General features: G+C 47.6%; 17 protein-coding genes and 1 pseudogene. 4 read left to right on the top strand and 14 right to left on the bottom strand.

All coding sequences use genetic code 11. The annotated features are described in order from the left end of the window. Positions 1 to 43: 43 nt before the first annotated feature. The 9 genes from PK654_RS14725 to PK654_RS14685 all read right to left on the bottom strand — a co-directional run bounded on the left by PK654_RS14725 (position 44) and on the right by PK654_RS14685 (position 8772). The gene (locus PK654_RS14725) at positions 44 to 1120 is read right to left on the bottom strand and encodes a DUF1513 domain-containing protein (protein ID WP_271696702.1); all 1077 of its coding nucleotides are present in this window, start codon (positions 1118 to 1120) and stop codon (positions 44 to 46) included. Next, positions 1110 to 2141, bottom strand: coding sequence for an imelysin family protein (locus PK654_RS14720; RefSeq protein ID WP_271696701.1), 1032 nt, complete (start codon positions 2139 to 2141; stop codon positions 1110 to 1112). Before PK654_RS14720 ends, PK654_RS14725 begins: the two co-directional genes overlap by 11 nt. A gap of 10 nt (positions 2142 to 2151) precedes the next feature. Further along, positions 2152 to 3534 (bottom strand): di-heme oxidoreductase family protein, encoded by a 1383-nt coding sequence (locus PK654_RS14715; protein WP_271696700.1) that lies wholly within the window; start codon positions 3532 to 3534, stop codon positions 2152 to 2154. A 92-nt stretch (positions 3535 to 3626) separates the two neighbouring features. Next, positions 3627 to 4889 carry an imelysin family protein gene (locus PK654_RS14710; protein WP_271696699.1) on the bottom strand — a complete coding sequence of 421 codons (1263 nt, stop codon included), beginning with the start codon at positions 4887 to 4889 and terminating at the stop codon, positions 3627 to 3629. Positions 4890 to 5247: 358 nt separating this feature from the next. After that, positions 5248 to 5544 (bottom strand): DNA-binding transcriptional regulator Fis, encoded by a 297-nt coding sequence (gene fis, locus PK654_RS14705; RefSeq protein ID WP_271696698.1) that lies wholly within the window; start codon positions 5542 to 5544, stop codon positions 5248 to 5250. A 23-nt stretch (positions 5545 to 5567) separates the two neighbouring features. Continuing rightward, positions 5568 to 6536: a tRNA dihydrouridine synthase DusB gene (dusB, locus tag PK654_RS14700; protein WP_271696697.1), complete on the bottom strand. Its 969-nt coding sequence runs from the start codon at positions 6534 to 6536 to the stop codon at positions 5568 to 5570. 136 nt (positions 6537 to 6672) lie between these two features. After that, on the bottom strand, positions 6673 to 7557 hold the full coding sequence (prmA, locus tag PK654_RS14695; protein WP_271696696.1) for a 50S ribosomal protein L11 methyltransferase: 885 nt from the start codon (positions 7555 to 7557) through the stop codon (positions 6673 to 6675). A gap of 67 nt (positions 7558 to 7624) precedes the next feature. Next, positions 7625 to 8098, bottom strand: a complete 474-nt coding sequence (gene greB / locus PK654_RS14690; protein ID WP_271696695.1) for a transcription elongation factor GreB — start codon at positions 8096 to 8098, stop codon at positions 7625 to 7627. A gap of 86 nt (positions 8099 to 8184) precedes the next feature. Next, entirely contained in the window at positions 8185 to 8772 is a 588-nt protein-coding gene (locus PK654_RS14685) for a DedA family protein (protein ID WP_443088712.1), read from the bottom strand. Between the two features lie 218 nt (positions 8773 to 8990). Between PK654_RS14685 and ompR the strand changes: the two genes are divergently transcribed. Continuing rightward, positions 8991 to 9710: an osmolarity response regulator transcription factor OmpR gene (ompR, locus tag PK654_RS14680; RefSeq protein ID WP_271696694.1), complete on the top strand. Its 720-nt coding sequence runs from the start codon at positions 8991 to 8993 to the stop codon at positions 9708 to 9710. 48 nt (positions 9711 to 9758) lie between these two features. Then, the gene (locus PK654_RS14675; RefSeq protein WP_271696693.1) at positions 9759 to 10409 is read left to right on the top strand and encodes an ATP-binding protein; all 651 of its coding nucleotides are present in this window, start codon (positions 9759 to 9761) and stop codon (positions 10407 to 10409) included. On the opposite strand, the pseudogene recG reads toward PK654_RS14675, so the two are convergent. Beyond that, positions 10406 to 12480: pseudogene (recG, locus tag PK654_RS14670) on the bottom strand (ATP-dependent DNA helicase RecG). The gene PK654_RS14675 and the pseudogene recG sit on opposite strands and share 4 nt — an antisense overlap. Positions 12481 to 12761: 281 nt before the next feature. Between recG and queD the strand changes: the two are divergent. Both queD and queE read left to right on the top strand, forming a co-directional pair. Next, positions 12762 to 13118, top strand: a complete 357-nt coding sequence (gene queD / locus PK654_RS14665) for a 6-carboxytetrahydropterin synthase QueD (RefSeq protein ID WP_271696692.1) — start codon at positions 12762 to 12764, stop codon at positions 13116 to 13118. Continuing rightward, positions 13115 to 13810, top strand: a complete 696-nt coding sequence (gene queE / locus PK654_RS14660; protein WP_271696691.1) for a 7-carboxy-7-deazaguanine synthase QueE — start codon at positions 13115 to 13117, stop codon at positions 13808 to 13810. The genes queD and queE overlap by 4 nt, the downstream gene beginning before the upstream one ends. Before the next feature lie 76 nt (positions 13811 to 13886). Here queE and accC read toward each other — a convergent pair whose 3' ends face one another. The 4 genes from accC to acs all read right to left on the bottom strand — a co-directional run bounded on the left by accC (position 13887) and on the right by acs (position 18461). Then, on the bottom strand, positions 13887 to 15230 hold the full coding sequence (gene accC, locus PK654_RS14655; RefSeq protein WP_271696690.1) for an acetyl-CoA carboxylase biotin carboxylase subunit: 1344 nt from the start codon (positions 15228 to 15230) through the stop codon (positions 13887 to 13889). A 15-nt stretch (positions 15231 to 15245) separates the two neighbouring features. Next, positions 15246 to 15689 (bottom strand): acetyl-CoA carboxylase biotin carboxyl carrier protein, encoded by a 444-nt coding sequence (accB, locus tag PK654_RS14650; protein WP_271696689.1) that lies wholly within the window; start codon positions 15687 to 15689, stop codon positions 15246 to 15248. Between the two features lie 72 nt (positions 15690 to 15761). Continuing rightward, positions 15762 to 16211: a type II 3-dehydroquinate dehydratase gene (aroQ, locus tag PK654_RS14645; RefSeq protein ID WP_271696688.1), complete on the bottom strand. Its 450-nt coding sequence runs from the start codon at positions 16209 to 16211 to the stop codon at positions 15762 to 15764. Between the two features lie 309 nt (positions 16212 to 16520). Continuing rightward, on the bottom strand, positions 16521 to 18461 hold the full coding sequence (gene acs / locus PK654_RS14640) for an acetate--CoA ligase (RefSeq protein WP_271696687.1): 1941 nt from the start codon (positions 18459 to 18461) through the stop codon (positions 16521 to 16523). Positions 18462 to 18679: the final 218 nt, after the last annotated feature.

The raw sequence follows: 18679 nt of genomic DNA, 5'->3' as shown, positions 1-18679 counted from the left end.
TATCTCTATAAACGGCTAAGTCGAGAAACGGGGTTATTTATTTTTAAATTATTTTCGACCAGTGATTATCCCACTGAATGGTGCTGGAAAAACTTTGCTTTGATCTTCCCGCAATCTGCTTAACAACTTTTCCTGCCCCTGAGCTGATACGGAACTCGTCATCATAAACCACCACGCCAGAGGCGTCAGGAAGTGCGTTAAGCTCAACCAGTTCACCGCTTTCCTTTGACCATATGCCATAGCAGTTACCAGGAGGCGAGGTGGCCAGAATCCACTCATCTGTTGCGGCAATGCTGGCAATATAGTGATTAAAACGCGCCCACTGCTCAGGTTCAGCTTTAAGTTGCTTCATTTCACTTCCGCGGGTATGCATAGCAAGAAGGGACGGATATTCATCCGGTTCTCCGCGATACTGCTGACCACAAAGTACAGTCTCTGAGCCGTCGTGAGCCAGATGGCGGATACTGAGTTTATGGTCTGAAAGAGAGACCTGATCAAGCAGCTCCCCATTGATGGAAAGATAACTCAGGCTGGGTTGCATGCTATCCAGATTCAGAGGCTGACGACCATTGGTATGTACACCGCCGACTCCGACAACCAAGGTGTTATCGGGCATCATAATCACTTCATGGGGGCCGATACCAAATCCGCTCAGCTCATTGACTTTACGGTACTGATTGGCGACGTCATAAACCCCTATAATTCCGCGACTGGTGCCTTCTTCCCCTTCAGTGGTAAACAGATAGTTGCCATCCTGAGAGTAGACAGCGTGACCATAGAAGTGACGGTTTGCAGCGGCAGGCTGTAGTTTGATTATCTGTTGAGTATTGTAATCAAACACCATAAAGAAGGTACCCGGCCGCCGCGCGATAACCGCTGCATGTCCCTGAGGATTAGTAGCAACGCCATGACCGCGATCCGGAATGGGCAGTGTAGCAATGGGTAAGCCGTGTTCATCTGCCACTACGGCAGAGAATTTATCACGGCCATTAATAGCACAGCCAATCAAGGCTGGTTTTTTCTCATCAGCTACAGCAGCACAGCCAAACGGCAGTACGGGAGCAGCAGCGCCAAAAAGCGCTGCTTTAAGCAGTCTCCTGCGGTTATTATCAGTCACCATCAGTTGCGTTAAATCCTATTACTACACCAAGCTCAATGGCCACTTCTTCGTGTATCAGGTGTTTGAGGTACTCCAGCTTATTGTACTGCGCTAATGCGTTGCGGTAGCCTTCCTTCCCTTTGAGTGAGGCAAACAAGCTTTGCTCTTCCGGCCATGTCTCCAGTGCAGTGCTGAACTGGTTTGCTATCCGGTCTGCAAGTTCGGCTTTATCTATACTGCGAAGCCGGGCATCAAGCCCTTTTCCGTCAGCAAAATAGAGTGCCTGCATCCCCTGTAGGTTAGATTTCAGGTTGGCATATGAGCTTTCTGAGCGCCACGATTCAGCAAAGTAAGGCCGTGGCTGACCAATCTTAGCCAGAGGCCGGCTCAGCTTCTTCATACTGTATTCAAGCTGGTTGGAAAGAAGCGACAGATACTCGGAAGTCCACTCTTTATCGCTCAGAGCTTTCCACGGGTTCTCTGACCATGCTGAAGCAATGATCTTGGCGTTATTATGCAGATTGCCGGCAATGGCCGTTGCTGTTGAGCAGCTTTCCTCTCCTCTCTTTAGGGGAGATTTACTGTCGTAAAGCAGCCACTCCAGTGCACCAAGCCCCTGAACAGTAACGCTCTGTGTTGCTATCTGTTGTTGAGTCCACTGTTTGTCACTATTGGTAAGTGCAGCCATTTTTCTGCCGGTGGTATTCTTTTTGTCCGGCCAGAACTGAATATTCCAGCTCTGTTCCAGTGCAGCTTCAGGCCCGCGCTCCTGCCCCTGCAGCTTCATCCAGGCTTGCATGGTCTGATGCCACTGCTGTTTTACGGCCTTTTTATCTGTCGTCTCTGCACAGAACTGTTGCAGAGCGCTCTCCAACATTGCGGTCTGCCCGAGAAACTGCTGAGCATAATGATGTTCAATCTCATACACCGGCTGAGAGACAGAGTTGGTTTGTTCCGCCTGAACCTTCTCAGGGGTTGAGTTAGACTGACATCCTGCTATGCCTATAGTAAGTGTCAGCCCGGCCAGAAGAGTTTTATTCATTACAGCCCCCTTATAGTGAGTTTAAGAAAGCAATGAGCGCATCACGTTCTTTTTGATTAAGCGTTAATACTTTTTGTTTGGCTGTCTCAGCTTCACCGCCATGCCAGAGCACGGCTTCCATCAGGTTGCGCGCTCTGCCGTCATGAAGGAAATAGGTGTGACCATTAACTTCTTTTGTATAACCAATACCCCATAGTGGAGCAGTACGCCACTCCCGGCCGTTTGCCAGATACTCAGGACGGTTGTCAGCCAGACCTTCTCCCATATCGTGCAGCAACAGGTCGGTATAGGGGTGAATGGTCTGCTCTGATAAGGCCGGTAATTCTGAACGTTTAGCCGTTTTCACATTGGTTTTATGGCAGCTTTCACAGCCTGAAGAGGCGAACAGCTGCTGCCCGAGTTTAACCTGTTCATCTTTACTGTTGCGGCGGATTGGCACCGCCAGATGCTGGCTGTAGAACTCTACAAAGTCGAGAATATTTTCACTGACTTCCGGTGAGCCGCCATTGGGCAGATCACTACAGATAGACTGATTTACCGTGCAGTTTTCATTAGGGAACAGGTGACTTGTTAAACCGACATCACCATTAAATGCGGCGGCATTTTGCTGCATCAGTGTCGGCTGACCGGCTTTCCAGCCAAAGCGGCCGATGGAAAAATCTTTCTTTTCGACATCCCAGACCTTGTTTAGCTTGCCTGAGATGCCATCTTTGTTTGTGTCTTGTTCGTCAGCCCAGGCCTGAAGAGTCTCATCAGCAATACTTTCCAGTAAGCCGAGCCCTATCATTGGCGGTGCAACACGGGCAGAAAACTGAGTATCCGGATGCATTTCACCGTAGCCTAAATCGGTAATTTTTAGGTGTGGTTTTCTGAGGGTAACTTCGCTTCCGTCTGTAAACTGAACCTTAACATCGCTATAGCTGATGTTAATTTTCCCTTCTGGTGTCTGATCCTGAAGGGCGAAATCTTGTAGTTGGCCGCCATAGGTCGGTTCAGGTATTGCTCCGTCGAGGATATAGGCTTTTTTCTGCTCTGCTGTCATTGCCGGAATGCTAAGTCGTACCAGCATTGATACAGCGTGAATATCGCCCTGTTCTGGTGGGTGGCCGCGGCCGTCTTTAATATGACAGTTCTGACAGCCGTTAGTGTTAAATAGCGGACCAAGTCCGTCCCGTGCGTCTGTTGAGGCGGGAGCCTGAACCCACGGGTTTTTAAAGAAGCTGTTACCAACACTAAAATCGAGGCGTTTGCTCAGGGGAAGGTTGGCTGCCGGCAGGGAATAGGCATTAGCACCGTTTTTCTTAACACTGGTATTGCCGCCGGATTTAACCCCGTAAGCGTGAGTTGAAACAGAGAAAATAGTTGCGATTAAGGGAATAAAATATGACTTCATAGCATTGCTCTAAAAAATACGACAAGTGAAGGAGCTTAAATGGCAAAAGGGCTCTTTAAGAGCCCTAAAATTTATATTATAGGAGTAGCCAATTAAAACTCGTGGTCAGCGGTATCAGGGTTCAGGCTGCTGATACCAACAATACCTGCTGCACGTTCAATGGCTGCTGTCTGGTCTACCAGTGCCTTAATTGTCGTGTTTACTAGCTTGTTGCCCTGTACGTTACCGTTAGCAATTAGCTGATCAAAGTAAACATTGTTTTTCTCAGCAGAAGTAACCAACTGGCCAACCTGACTACGGGTCATATCAAACTGCTTCTGGATCTCTTTAGCAGCTTTCTGGTCTTTCTGGGCAACCAGATCAGCAAGGCTCTTTCCTGAAAGCAGTGTGCCGTCTGCACGCTTATACAAGCCGGTGTAGACGTTGTAGATGCCTTGTTCGTTGTAGTAGTGAGAGTTATGAGTGTTGTCAGAGAAGCAGTCGTGCTCATCTTCAGTTGAGTTTGCTTCCAGAGCAACCTTCATGCGCTCACCGGCAAGTTCGCCCAGTGACAGAGAGCCCATACCGAACAGCATTTTACGCAGACCGTTGTCAGCAGAGTCAGAAAGCAGCTCTTCACGGTAGTTGCCTTTCACATCAGCAGACCACTGCTTTTCCATCCACGCCAGATCTTCAACCAGAAGATCAGCAGCGGCACGCAGGTACTCACCACGACGTTCACAGTTACCATTTGTACATGCAGAACCTACTACAAAGTCAGTGTAGGCACGTTGTCCTGCACCAGCGTTAGTACCGTTCAGATCTTGTCCCCAAAGAAGGAACTCAATAGCGTGGTAACCTGATGCTACGTTCGCTTCTGAACCGCCAACTTCGTTCAGATCAGCAATCAGCTCAGGAGTGATTTTTGCTACGTCTAGTTTTGAAGCACCGATAGTCAGGCTTGTGTTAGCAACGATATTCGCAGTTGCACCTTCGTTACCTAGTTCGTGTTGATAATCTTTGGCTACGTAGTCAATCAGGCCTTCATCTAGTGGCCATGCGTTTAGTTGTCCTTCCCAGTCATCAACAATGGTGTTACCGAAACGGAATACTTCAGACTGTTGGTACGGTACACGAGAGTCAAGCCAGGCTTGTTTTACTTGTTCAAGTTTCTTTTCTGAAGGAGCAGCCAGAAACTGATCAATCTTCGTCTCTAACGTTTTAGCTGTGGTCAGAGAGTCGGCGAAAACGGCGTGAGCAACATCGGCATAGTGTTCAACCACTTGTTGTTTTGTTACTTGTGCAGCCATGGTGCTACCACTGGCAATAAGAAGTGAAGCAGCTACGGAGTGCAGCGCGACTTTTTTTGCATTCATCTGAAGTATCCTTGTTGAGCGTGATGTTTTTATTTTAATGTCATTGCGAATTGTTATCATTCGTAATATTGATAAGGCATGATACAAAAATCTAACTTTATTGCAACTTGTTGATTCAAAAAAACCTTAAAACTATGAGGTTATTAACAAAGACAGCTTGATGGAAAGAGCCGAAAAAGTAGACAGTGTGTTTGTTGGCTTTGTTGTCAGATAAGCCTGAACGGACAGTAGACTTTGGCTATAGGGGCTTTAGCAGAAAGTGAGATAAGCAAGGGATGTTTCTAACTGATAAATTGTAAAAAAGCCCGAGAGGAAAATCCAGTCAGGCTTTTAAAATCAATCAATTAACTAATATTAATTAGTTCATGCCGTATTTTTTCAGCTTCTTACGAAGAGTGCCACGGTTAATGCCCATCATGTTTGCAGCGCGAGTCTGGTTACCGCGAGTGTACTGCATGATAGTGTCCAGTAGAGGCTGTTCAACTTCTGCCAATACTAATTCGTACAGGTCGTTGACATCCTGACCATTTAATTGAGCAAGGTAGTTTTTCAAAGATGCTTTTACAGAGTCACGTAGTGGCTTCTGAGTGATTTGATCTTGTGAAGTTACAGTCGTTACTGTTAGTGGTTCGGAAGTCAAATTTTGTTCGAACATATTATGTCTAGCTCTTCTCGTATTTATGATGCAAATTTTACAAAGTAACCTTCTAACGCATCGAGTTGCTGGTTAGCAGCCTCAATAGCATTGAAGGTACGGCGAAACTCACCTGCCTGTTCATGTTCTTTCAGATACCAACCCACATGCTTTCGGGCAATGCGGGGGCCAAGATATTCACCATAAAACTGATGAAGCTCCTGAACATGACCAAGTAGTATTGCCTTTACCTCCTCAGGAGGAAGCTCTGGCAGTGTGGTGCCGTTTTCCAAAAAATGTTGGATTTCCTGAAAAATCCAAGGTCGGCCCTGGGCAGGCCGGCCAATCATCAAAGCGTCTGCACCGGTATAATCCAGTACATATCTGGCTTTCTCCGCACTGTCGATATCGCCATTGGCAATAACGGGTATTGAGATAGCCTGTTTAACCGCTCTGATGCTGTTGTATTCTGCCTCGCCTTTATACATGCAGGCGCGTGTTCTTCCGTGTAGTGCCAACGCCTGTATGCCGCAGTCTTCGGCCATTTTAGCGATCTCTACACAGTTTTTATTTTCTGTGTCCCAGCCTGTACGGGTTTTTAGTGTGACTGGCACATCTACCGCATTTACTACTGCCTGAAGGATCTTCTTGATCATTTCCGGGTGTTGTAAAAGCGCCGAGCCCGCAAGCTTCTTGTTCACTTTTTTTGCAGGGCAACCCATGTTGATATCGATAATCTGAGCACCGTTTTCAACACTAAACTGAGCTGCTTCTGCCATTTGCTGAGGATCTGCCCCGGCAATTTGTACACTGCGAATGCCCGATTCGCCTTCATGTACCATGCGCTGTTGGGATTTAGACGTTTTCCATAAACGCGGATTGGATGACATCATTTCGCTGACTGCCATTCCCGCGCCGTAACGAAGGCATAACTCTCGAAAAGGTCTGTCGGTTACACCTGCCATAGGAGCAACAATCAGATTGTTCTTAAGTTGGTGATTTCCGATTTTCAAAACGTCTTCACAGTTCTGTACCAGCAAGGGCGCGCATTTTACGCATTTTTTTGATGCGTGAAAAGACTAAATTTTGAGCATTTACCTTTTTGTTTTGTAAATTGCCCAAAATTCAATCAATTAATCACAGATGTGGCTAATTTTTTTTACCTGAGATACGGCACCACTCCTGCATTTCTGCAATCGGCTCAATGGCAAACTCATCTCTGTAGTAGTTGGCAACGTCTTCTGCCTGTGTATCCAGTACGCCGGACATAGCAATTAAACCTTCGCTTTTAACCAGACTTTTAATCACTGGAGAAAGCTCACGCAGTGGGGCTGCAAGTATATTGGCCACGACAACATCAGCAATCAGCCCCTCTGGCTGATCCTGAGGAAGGAAGAGCTCCAGTTGATCTGCAACGCCATTACGCTCAGCATTATCTTTTGAGGCCACAATGGCCTGAGGATCAATATCGATACCGATAACTTTTTCAGCACCCAGTTTAATGGCGGCAATGGCCAGAATGCCTGAGCCACAACCAAAATCGATAACGGTCTTGCCTTTCAGGTCAATGCTTTCCAGCCATTCAAGGCAGAGTGAGGTTGTCGGGTGAGTACCGGTACCGAAAGCAAGGCCGGGATCCAGCATTACGTTGATGGCGTCAGGCTCGGGAACTTCTTTCCAGCTTGGGCAGATCCACAGGCGCTCACCAAACTTCATCGGGTGGAAGTTATCCATCCACTCCCGCTCCCAGTCTTTGTCTTCCAACTGCTCGACTTTATAGGCGAAACCGGATTCAAACATGCCTGAGGCTTTGATCTGCTCAATGATTAGAGTGGTATCGGCTTCTGCATCGTATAGGGCAACAATGTCTGTTTCACCCCATAAACGGGTCTCTCCCGGCATAGGTTCAAAGATAGGGTTATCTTTGGCATCCAAAAAAGTGACCGACAGAGCACCTGTCTCTTCCATCAGCATATCACTGATAGGTAACGCGTTTTCACTGGTAGCGTTTAGTTTTATCTGAATCCAAGGCATGGGAAAACACCAATTTGTCGATTGAAATTGGCAGGGAGTGTAGCAGAATTTTCGCTGAAGTCAGTGTTTAAAGGTAGTCGATGCTGTTAACAAACCAGGTTTTGATGCCTTCCGGCGTTCTCACCTCTACTTCGTCATCCACTTCTTTTTTCAGTAGTGCGCGTGCCATAGGAGAGTCAATGGAGATATAGCCCTTGGCATCGCCATAGATCTCGTCAGGGCCGACAATCTTAAACTTAAGGCTCTCTCCGGCTTCATTTTCAACTTCGACGCTGGCACCAAAGAAAACTTTACCTTCCTGCTGAGGTGAGTAGTCAACAACTTTAACCTGTTCAAGACGTTTTCTCAGGTAGCGAACCCTGCGGTCTATCTCCCTGAGGCGTTTTTTATTGTACTGGTAGTCGGCATTTTCACTTCTGTCGCCGAGGCTGGCTGCCCAGGTAACCTTCTTGGTCACTTCCGGACGCTCTTCGCGCCAGAGAAAATCCAGTTCGTTCTTTAGTTTGTTGTACCCCTCACGGGTAATCAGGTTCGTTTTCATAGCTTGTTTCTGATATGTCCGGAACCGTTACAGTAACGAAAAACAGATTAAAGGTTAACTGTTTTGTCTTACCTGGCTTGTCCGCCTTAGCTTCTGCAATGCGGTTTTCTGGTTAGTAAACGGAAAAACAGCAATATGCCGGCAAAAGTCAGAATCAACACAGTCGTTTTATGTTCTGCGATAAACAGTTTTGCGCTCTCTAACAGAATAGTGCTGTTCAGGCCGTAAGCGAGCAGATACCCCCAGATCAGAAACTGTCCTACCCCAAGAATAAGGCCGATAACAGAGTAGAAAGTAAAGCGTGCCCAACTGATTTGACTGATACCGGCCATACAAGGAACAAACCATGCAACAGGGCCAAGCAGACGTGAGAAGGTGAGAACATAATTGCCTTTGTGGTACATGAGAAGCCTGCAGCGTGCTACTGAGCGACGGACTCTGGGGTGATGACGAACTAAAGCTTTTGTCAGTTTCTGGCCGTATCTGAGACCGATAAAGTAACTTAACTGATCGCCGGCAAAGCTGCCCAGCAATACCGCAAAAGCGGCCAGATAGACTCCCTGATGTAGTTGATAACCGGCTGCCAGTAAAAAAGGTTCGCCGGGAACAAATAAGTTGGGACCAATAAGAGCATCAAGAAAAGCGCCCAGAAAAAGTAACGGCAGTGATGTCATGCAGCAGCGTTTTTTTAATAGTAGATAGGTGAAATCTTATCGGTAAGCGATTGAACTATATCTGATCTGTTTGTTCAGTTTCAGTTCATTTGTGGTGTAACTGATACTTAAAGTGTCGTGTAACAATTTTTTACAAAACTTGCTATTAATTTTCCGTGCCCGGTTTGATACTCGGGTACCGTGTTTTGCAGTTAGCAGGCGGCAGTTGGGAGGGGCGGATGCAAGACTATCAGAGATTACTGATTGTTGATGATGATCCACGGTTACGCTCATTGCTCGAGCGTTATCTGGCAGATAAAGGGTTTCAGATCCGCTGCGTGGTCAACACTGAACAGATGGATCGTATGATGACACGGGAGTCGTACAATCTTGTTATTTTGGATCTGATTTTGCCCGGAGAGGATGGTTTATCCGCGTGCCGGCGTATCCGGGCCTGTGGGAACGATATTCCGATTATTTTTTTGTCGGCGCTCGGAAGTGAAGATGAGCGGATAAGAGGGCTGGAAGCAGGAGCGGATGATTATCTTTGTAAACCATTTAACCCGCGGGAACTTCATGCCCGGATTAAGACGGTTTTGCGCCGTCAGGTTGCTGAGCCACCAGGAGCGCCAAGCCCGATAGACAAATATATAGAGTTCGGCGGTTTTCGTTTCAGTCTGGGTTCCAGAGAGATATTTAAGGGAGAAAAAAGAATCCCGCTTACTTCGGGTGAGTTTGCAGTATTAAAGGCTTTGGTTACACATCCCCGAGAGTCTATGTCCAGAGACAAGCTTATGCATGTTGCGCGGGGGCGGGAGTATTCTGCCCTTGAGCGATCCATTGATGTTCAGGTATCAAGATTAAGGCGTCTGATTGAAATAGATCATACCCGCCCAAGGTATATCCAGACTGTGTGGGGGCTAGGTTATGTTTTTGTACCAGATGGTGAAAAAATCTGACTCGTGATATTGGTCAGCCAATATTGTGCAAGGGTGAAGTATAGTTAAATGGGCAAAGACAGAGAGATAGTTATTGCGCAGGTTTGTCATGATCTACGTGCTCCATTAGCCAGAATCCGGCTTGCTGCCGAGCTGCTATCCGATAGTGAAAGACAGCTCGCTAAGGGCATTGTGCAGGACACAGAAGATTGCCACTTGATCATTAATCAGCTAACGGAATTTGCTCGTTCTGCTGATAAAAGCTTGCCCGTCTGTGTGAGTATCAATCCGTTAATCAGAGATGTAGTTAGTTTATTTCAGGGCAGTGAGCCCGGCCAGATAGAAACCGATTTAGATGAGCATATCGTCGCTGTTTTTGTTGATCCTATTGCGATACGCAGAGCACTATCCAATTTAATTACTAATGCCTTCCGTTACGGTAAAGGATGGATAAAACTCTCCACTGGCATTAGCCGCAAGCGCGACTCTATCTGGTTTTGTGTTGAGGATAACGGTCCGGGAATCCAGGCGTCTCAAGTTGAGCGGCTGATGCAACCTTTTCAGCGCGGAGAAGAAGCCACCAGCGGAACCGGGTTAGGGCTGGCCATTGTCTGTCGTGTTGCGAAGCAGCACTCAGGCAGTTTTTCTGTCTGTAACAGAGCGGAAGGCGGGCTTAAAGCCCGCCTCACTATCCCGTATACCAAAGCGAATGATGCCTAAGCCTTGGCAAACACATCTCTGTCGCCCAGCCAGCGTTGAATGATGGCATGAGCATTTTGTGGGTGATTTTCATGAATATAGCGGGCTATTTTCTGAACTTCCGGAATGAGTTTCTGATCGCGGATCAGGTCGGCTATTTTAAAGTCCGCCAGCCCCGTCTGTTTGGTGCCTAATAGCTCGCCGGGGCCACGGATCTCCAGATCCTTCTGTGCTATAACAAATCCGTCATTACTCTCTCTGAGAACGCCTAAACGCTTCTGGGCGGTTTTTGATAAAGGTGAATGGTAGAGAAGCACGCAGTGACTGGCTACTTGTCCGCGCCCTACACGGCCTCTCAGCTGATGTAATTGTGCCAGTCCGAGACGTTCCGGGTTTTCAATAATCATCAGGCTGGCATTGGGAACATCAACGCCCACTTCAATAACGGTAGTGGCAACCAGCAGATGAAGTTCATTATTTTTAAATTGCTGCATGACAGCCTGTTTCTCATCAGGCTTCATCCGGCCGTGTACCAGTCCTATTTTCAGTTCGGGTAACTGCTGCTGTAGTTCAAGTGCTGTGTCTGCGGCGGCCTGAGCTTCCAGCACCTCTGATTCATCAATAAGGGTACAGACCCAGTAAGCCTGTTTGCCTTCATTAAGGCAGGCATTTTTAACCCGTTCGATAATATCTGCGCGCTTGGTGTCCGGAATGGCGACGGTCTGAATCGGCGTTCTGCCCGGAGGCAGTTCATCAATAACAGAGGTCTCCAGATCGGCATATGCCGTCATGGCTAAGGTTCTCGGGATCGGTGTGGCAGTCATAATCAACTGGTGGGGGAATGCGCCCTGAGCTTCCCCTTTTTCCCGCAGCTTCAGCCTCTGATGAACCCCAAACCTATGCTGTTCATCAATAATAACTAAGGCCAGATTATGGAAAGAGACATGCTCCTGAAACAGGGCGTGAGTGCCTACCATTTTTGCCTCACCGCCGGCGATTCGCTCAAGCTCTTTTTCTTTGGCTTTCCCTTTTAGTTTACCGGCAAGCCAGCCGACGGGTATTCCCATTGGTTCCAGCCAGTCTGCAAAGTTTTTACTGTGTTGTTCTGCCAATAGTTCAGTGGGTGCCATCAGGGCGACCTGATAGCCGTGTTCTATAGCCTGTAGTGCTGCCAGTGCGGCAACCAGAGTTTTTCCTGAGCCGACATCGCCCTGCACCAGTCTCATCATAGGGTGAGGCTTAAGCAGATCCGCTTCAATTTCAGCGACAAACACGCGATTGTGCTCCGGTCGGAGAGAAAGGCAATTGAGACAGGAGCTGGTTTTTGTAGTTACTGGCTGATGGAAGTGCCAGAGCATGATCTTGCTGCCCTTTACTACGTACAGCCAGCATAGATAAGTTCTGCGCCAGCAGCTCTTCGATAATCAGCCTTTTCTGTGCTGGAGTTTCTCCCTCATCGAACGCGGTTAGATCGGTATCCGGTGGCGGGCGATGAATAAACAGCAATGCTTGCTCAAGGGTTAGCTGGCGATCATAAAGCCCTGCCGGTAACAGCTCTTCAACAGCTGACTGAGTCAGTAGTTCCAGAGCCTGTTCGGTTAAGTTACGCAGAGTGATTTGTCGTAACCCATCCGTGGTCGGGTAAACGGGAGTAAGTGACTGTTCACTGACTTCCTGCCGGGAACCGGTAACAAACTTATAATCAGGATGCACGATCTCCAGCCCGTAGCTGCCACGTTTTACTTCGCCGTAGGCGTGCACCAGCCGATCCTGACTAAAATGGTTTTTCATACCGGCAGTGAAATTAAAGAACCTCAGGGTAACCGTACCGTTTCCGTCACTGATCTTTACCGTCAGCATTTTGCGGCGACCGAAAATGGTGTCAACACTCATCACTTTACCCTGTACCGCAGCCCACAAACCGTGGTGCAACTGAGCAACCGGATAGATACGGGTTCTGTCTTCATAACGCAGCGGAAGGTGAAACAGCAGATCCTGAACACTGCTTATGCCTACCTTAACCAGTTTCGGCTACCTTGGCGCCGACGCCGGTCAATGACATCACTGGAATAGCAGATAATAGTTGTGGCATAAGCTGGCAAAGCTCCATATATGAGTTGTGAGATATTCAAGCATTTAACTGTCTATTTGTACAGGTTTGTAGCCGATAAAGATGGCTGATTTGCGGGTAAAACAGCCTGCTTATCCACACAGTAAAGGCGGTTTTCATTGCTCTCTGTAACTGAAGTGATAGACTGTGCCGCGCGCCGATTGCGCCCTGTCGTAGCACCAGGTTAAAAACAAGCCTTTCTCCGCTTTGCGGCAGAGAGCTTTTTGTGCTGCATTGTTATTTATAATCAGGACAATGCATCTATGTACCGAATCCGAAAATCTTTTCAGTTTTGCGCCTCTCACCAGTTGAGAAATCTACCCGATGATCATCCATGTACCCGTTTGCACGGTCATAACTATGAAGTGATGGTAGAGCTGGCCTCAGACACCCTTAATCAGGCCGGTTTTGTGCGTGATTACCGCGAACTGTCTGCTTTTAAAAATTATATTGATGACAACCTTGACCACCGTCACCTGAACGATGTGCTTGGCGATGACAATACGACGGCTGAACGTCTGGCTAAACACCTTTATCAATGGTGTTCTGACCGCTGGCCGGAAGTATGTGCTGTCAGTGTGTCTGAAACGCCAAAAACCTGGGCTGAGTACCGCCCATGATTCTGATATCCGAAATTTTCGGCCCCACCATTCAGGGGGAAGGGGTTGGCATTGGCATGCCTACGGTGTTTGTCAGAACCGCCGGATGCGATTTCCGTTGTAGCTGGTGCGATACCCTGCATGCGGTAGATAAAAAGTACCGTAGTGACTGGTATGAGATGAGTGCCGCGCAGGTTTTAAGTAGGGTAGAAGAGCTGAGTGGTGGTGTGCCCCTGTTAATTACTTTATCTGGCGGCAACCCTGCTACTCAGGATTTGAGTGAGCTGATTAAACTGGGTAAGGCAAAAGGCTATCGCTTTGCTATGGAAACACAAGGCAGTGTTGCAGCCCCTTGGTTTTCTATGTTGGATCAGATTACTTTCAGTCCGAAACCGCCATCCAGCAAAATGAAGTTTATCCGTGAACGCTTTGAGCACTGTCTGATTAGTGCCGGAGAGATTGATAAGAGCATCAAGATTGTTATTTCCGGTGATGAAGATCTGCAATGGGTGAACGACATCCGCGACCGGTATGCTGATATCCCTCTCTATCTGCAACCTTGCAATGAACAACTGGAAGGGGAGCCGGATCAGGCGATTCTGGCGAAGAATATCCGCGATCTGGTTGATGAAGTGATCAGGCGACGCTGGTATGACGTAAAAGTGCTGCCTCAGTTACATGTTTATCTGTGGGGCAATGCCACAGGGGTGTAGCCGCTAAGTATATTAAAGTCAGCAATAAAAAACGGCTTCAGTTGAAGCCGTTTTTGTATCTGATAGTCAGAACAATTTACTGCAGACCCAGCTTCTTCTCAAGATAGTGGATATTTGCACCACCGTGCTGGAAGTTTTCATCGTTCATAATGTCTTGCTGCAGAGGTACGTTAGTTTTAATACCTTCTACAATCATTTCACCCAGTGCGTTTTTCATGCGGGCAATAGCAACATCACGGTTCTCACCAAAGGTGATCAGCTTACCAATCATGGAGTCATAATGTGGCGGTACTGTATAACCCGTGTAGATGTGTGATTCCCAGCGAACACCCATACCACCCGGCGCATGGAAGCGGTTGATGGTACCCGGACATGGCAGGAATCTCTCTGGATCTTCCGCGTTGATACGACACTCTACGGCGTGGCCGCGGATCTTAATATCGTCCTGAGTGAATGAAAGTGGCTGACCAGCGGCAACACGCAGCTGCTCTTTAATCAGGTCCACGCCTGTTACCATCTCTGTTACCGGATGCTCTACCTGAATACGGGTGTTCATCTCGATAAAGTAGAACTCACCATTTTCATACAGGAATTCAAAGGTACCGGCACCGCGATAGCCGATTTCAAGACAGGCACGGGTACAACGTTCACCGATGTACTTACGCATCTGCTCGGTAATTCCCGGTGCAGGCGCTTCTTCAACTACTTTCTGGTGACGACGCTGCATTGAACAGTCACGCTCACCAAGGTGGATAGCACCACCCTGACCATCAGCAATAACCTGAACTTCAACGTGACGAGGGTTTTCAAGGAATTTCTCCATGTACACCATGTCGTTGTTAAAGGCTGCTTTCGCTTCAGCACGGGTCATTGCGATAGCTTCGATCAGTTCACCTTCGCTACGCACAACACGCATACCACGGCCGCCACCGCCACCTGATGCTTTGATGATGACCGGATAACCGATACGTTTAGCGTGTGCTTTGTTGGTTTCAGTGTCGTCGTTTAGCGGACCATCGGAACCTGGTACACAAGGAACCCCTGCTTTCTTCATTGCCGTGATAGCAGACACTTTGTCACCCATAATACGGATGGTTTCTGCTTTAGGACCGACAAAGATAAAGCCACTGCGCTCTACCTGTTCGGCAAAGTCAGCATTCTCAGACAGGAAGCCGTAACCCGGGTGAATAGCGATCGCACCGGTCACTTCTGCCGCAGAGATAATACGCGGGATATTCAGGTAACTGTCGATACCGCGGGCAGGACCGATACAGATAGCTTCATCCGCCAGCAGTACGTGTTTCAAATCACGGTCAGCTGTCGAGTGAACTGCAACAGTTTTAATGCCCAGTTCTTTACATGCGCGAAGAATACGAAGTGCGATTTCACCCCGGTTCGCGATGACTAATTTATCTAGCATGTTGGCTAACCTCTATTATTCGATAACAACAAGTGGTTGATCGAATTCTACCGGAGCACCGTCATCTACCAGAATAGCAGTAACAACACCGGATTTATCTGCTTCAATCTGGTTCATCATCTTCATCGCTTCAACGATACAAAGAGTATCGCCAGCTGAAACAGACTGGCCTACTTCAACGAAGGCTTTTGCTTCAGGGCTTGGAGAGCGGTAGAAAGTACCAACCATAGGAGAAAGAACCTTGTGACCCGCAGGTGCTGCTGGTGCTTCAGCCGCTGCTGGTGCCGCAGATGCTTCAGCTGCCGGAGCAGGTGCCGCTGCATATTGAACAGGTGCGGCTACTGGTGCACTACCGTGACGGTTGATGCGTACAGACTCTTCACCTTCAGAGATCTCCAGCTCAGCAATGCCTGACTCTTCAACCAGTTCAATCAGTTTTTTAATCTTACGAATATCCATCTTATCTTTCTCTTTTATCTGTTAAACGTTTCTGGCTTCTATACGACAGAGTGAAACGTTATAAGTTCTTTATTATTTTGACCGCAGGTGTTCGACAGCAGCAGTCAATGCGAATTGGTATCCTTGCGCGCCCAGACCACAAATCACCCCGACCGCTTTGTCTGCAAGGTAGGAGTGGTGGCGGAATGGTTCGCGGGCATGCACGTTTGACAGGTGAACCTCAATATACGGAATGGCTACTCCTAATAGTGCGTCTCTTATTGCCACACTGGTGTGAGTAAATGCCGCCGGATTGATAATGACAAAATCAATATCATCTTGTGCTTTGTGGATGGCTTCAATGATTTCATATTCACGGTTGGACTGGAGATGATCCAGTTCGACATCCATGTTGCCCGCCTGCTGTTTTAAACCGGAGACAATCTGCTCCAGTGTCTGCGAACCGTAATGTCCGGGTTCACGTGTACCCAACAGGTTAAGGTTTGGTCCGTTTAGAAGTAGAATGCGAAACTTTGCTGCCATCTTGAGGTTATCTTCCTTTAACGTGGTTTTAAGTCAAAATGCCTCGGATTATCTGATGATAGTGGGCAAATTTTTTGCAAAAAATTGAACACTCATCATTTTAGACCAAGATTATAGTTAATTCACAGCAAATAGCAGCAATTTACTGGTCTAATCACATTGCCGTAGCAGCATTATTTGCAAGCGGGTTAACACTTTTAATAATAAGAGTCTGATTTTTGAGCGTTTGATCCAAAAACAAACAACTGGCCGGAAACAAAAAAACCGCCTCGAAAAGGAGGCGGTTTAAAGAGTAAAGCTTTGATGAGATTAAGACATTTCGGCTTTTTCTGCGATCAACTTATCAACGACACTTGGATCGGCAAGGGTAGAAGTATCACCAAGGTTGCCGGTATCACCCGTTGCAATCTTACGCAGAATGCGACGCATAATCTTACCGGAACGGGTTTTCGGCAGAGAGTCTGTCCAGTGCAGCACATCTGGTGTGGCAATCGGGCCAATCTCTTTACGTACCCAGTCTTTCACCTCTTTGTGTAACTCGGCACTCGGGTACTCTCCGTCATTCAGGGTGATGTAGGCATAAATTGCCTGACCTTTAATATCGTGCGGCACACCTACGATTGCTGCTTCAGCGATCTTCTCAAAGGCAACCAGTGCAGATTCAATTTCCGCTGTACCCATTCTGTGTCCTGAGACGTTAAGAACATCATCCACACGGCCGGTAATCCAGTAGTAGCCGTCTTCGTCACGGCGGGCACCGTCACCGGTAAAGTACATGCCTTTAAAGGTTGAGAAGTAGGTTTGCTCAAAACGATCATGGTCGCCATATACGGTACGCATCTGGCCCGGCCATGAATCAAGAATCACCAAGTTACCCTCAGTCGCACCGTCAACGATGTTGCCCATATTGTCGACCAGAGCAGGTTGTACACCAAAGAAAGGACGGGTTGCTGAACCCGGTTTCAGCTCTGTCGCACCCGGAAGCGGAGTGATCAGAATGCCGCCGGTTTCAGTCTGCCACCATGTATCAACAATCGGTGATTTTTCGTTACCTATAGTTTTGTAGTACCACTCCCATGCCTCAGGGTTAATAGGTTCGCCTACTGAGCCCATAATACGCAGGCTTTCACGGCTGGTACCCTGAACGGCTTCATCACCTTTGGCCATCAGTGCACGGATAGCCGTCGGAGCAGTATAAAGAATAGAAACCTGATGTTTGTCGACTACTTCACTCATACGGCTGGTGTCGGGGTAGTTTGGCACGCCTTCAAACAGAATGGTTTTGGCACCGTTGGAAAGAGGGCCGTAAACCAGATAGGTGTGGCCGGTAATCCAGCCTACATCGGCAGTACACCAGAAAGTGTCATCATCATGGTAGTCAAATACGTACTTAAAGGTCATGGTAGCGTAAACCAGATAACCACCAGTGGTGTGCAGCACACCTTTCGGCTTACCGGTTGAACCGGATGTGTAGAGGATAAACAGGGGATCTTCCGCTTTCATCTCTTCCGGCGGGCAGTTATCAGATACATTAGCAACGGCTTCATGCCACCAGATATCTCTGTGACTATGCCATTCAACATCACCACCGGTACGTTTAAGAACCAGAACTTTTTCAATGGTTTTTACTTCAGGGTTTGTTAGTGCTTCATCAACGTTCTTTTTCAGTGGAACAGCACGGCCACCACGCACACCTTCATCGGCAGTGATAACCACTTTGGCATCGGAGTCGATAATACGGCCTGAAAGTGCTTCAGGGGAGAATCCGCCAAATACAACGGTATGAACGGCACCAATACGGGTACAGGCCAGCATGGCAACGGCGGCTTCAGGAACCATTGGCATATAGAGACAAACCACATCACCTTTGTTAACACCAGCTTCTTTCAGGGCATTAGAGAAACGACACACTTCTTTGTGCAGTTCGTTAAAGGTCAGAGTTTTGTCATCTTTAGGATCGTCCCCTTCCCAGATGATGGCAACTTCATCACCTTTAGTGGCAAGGTGACGGTCGATACAGTTAGCTGAGACATTCAGAGTGCCGTCTTCAAACCACTTAATGTCAACATGACCGGTGTCAAATGAGGTGCTCTTGACCTGAGTAAAAGGCTTAATCCAATCGACAATTTTGCCGTGTTCACTCCAGAATCCTTCAGGATCGCTGACAGACTGCTGATACATAGCCAGGTAGGTGTCGTTGTCAACGTGGGTCTGAGCTTTGATATTTTCTTTGACCGGATACACACTCATTGCTTCTCTCCTTGTGATTTAAGCAAACTTCCGTTGAGTTTATTGTTAGGGCTGTCTGAAATGTCGCGGTTTTCTCCCTTCAGCCATTTCAGATCTAAGCGGTAATACTTAGAGTTAATACTTAAGCATAGTCGCTTTTTATTGATGTAACTGTCGGTTATAAGAGTACTTTTCTCAATTAGACTTTAGGATATATATGAATCGGTTATATATGCGGA

The sequence above is a fragment of the Vibrio sp. SCSIO 43137 genome, assembly GCF_028201475.1.
GTDB lineage: Bacteria > Pseudomonadota > Gammaproteobacteria > Enterobacterales > Vibrionaceae > Vibrio.
Note: the sequence above shows the minus strand (reverse complement) of the source record. Positions and strands in the feature narration are given on the sequence as shown.

What these genes read in the sequence shown, in the direction of transcription:
- PK654_RS14725 (WP_271696702.1), bottom strand. Translation starts at nt 1,120, where the DNA reads ATGGTGACTGATAATAACCGCAGGAGACTGCTTAAAGCAGCGCTTTTT.
- PK654_RS14720 (WP_271696701.1), bottom strand. Translation starts at nt 2,141, where the DNA reads ATGAATAAAACTCTTCTGGCCGGGCTGACACTTACTATAGGCATAGCA.
- PK654_RS14715 (WP_271696700.1), bottom strand. Translation starts at nt 3,534, where the DNA reads ATGAAGTCATATTTTATTCCCTTAATCGCAACTATTTTCTCTGTTTCA.
- PK654_RS14710 (WP_271696699.1), bottom strand. Translation starts at nt 4,889, where the DNA reads ATGAATGCAAAAAAAGTCGCGCTGCACTCCGTAGCTGCTTCACTTCTT.
- fis (WP_271696698.1), bottom strand. Translation starts at nt 5,544, where the DNA reads ATGTTCGAACAAAATTTGACTTCCGAACCACTAACAGTAACGACTGTA.
- prmA (WP_271696696.1), bottom strand. Translation starts at nt 7,557, where the DNA reads ATGCCTTGGATTCAGATAAAACTAAACGCTACCAGTGAAAACGCGTTA.
- greB (WP_271696695.1), bottom strand. Translation starts at nt 8,098, where the DNA reads ATGAAAACGAACCTGATTACCCGTGAGGGGTACAACAAACTAAAGAAC.
- PK654_RS14685 (WP_443088712.1), bottom strand. Translation starts at nt 8,772, where the DNA reads ATGACATCACTGCCGTTACTTTTTCTGGGCGCTTTTCTTGATGCTCTT.
- ompR (WP_271696694.1), top strand. Translation starts at nt 8,991, where the DNA reads ATGCAAGACTATCAGAGATTACTGATTGTTGATGATGATCCACGGTTA.
- PK654_RS14675 (WP_271696693.1), top strand. Translation starts at nt 9,759, where the DNA reads ATGGGCAAAGACAGAGAGATAGTTATTGCGCAGGTTTGTCATGATCTA.
- queD (WP_271696692.1), top strand. Translation starts at nt 12,762, where the DNA reads ATGTACCGAATCCGAAAATCTTTTCAGTTTTGCGCCTCTCACCAGTTG.
- queE (WP_271696691.1), top strand. Translation starts at nt 13,115, where the DNA reads ATGATTCTGATATCCGAAATTTTCGGCCCCACCATTCAGGGGGAAGGG.
- accC (WP_271696690.1), bottom strand. Translation starts at nt 15,230, where the DNA reads ATGCTAGATAAATTAGTCATCGCGAACCGGGGTGAAATCGCACTTCGT.
- accB (WP_271696689.1), bottom strand. Translation starts at nt 15,689, where the DNA reads ATGGATATTCGTAAGATTAAAAAACTGATTGAACTGGTTGAAGAGTCA.
- aroQ (WP_271696688.1), bottom strand. Translation starts at nt 16,211, where the DNA reads ATGGCAGCAAAGTTTCGCATTCTACTTCTAAACGGACCAAACCTTAAC.
- acs (WP_271696687.1), bottom strand. Translation starts at nt 18,461, where the DNA reads ATGAGTGTGTATCCGGTCAAAGAAAATATCAAAGCTCAGACCCACGTT.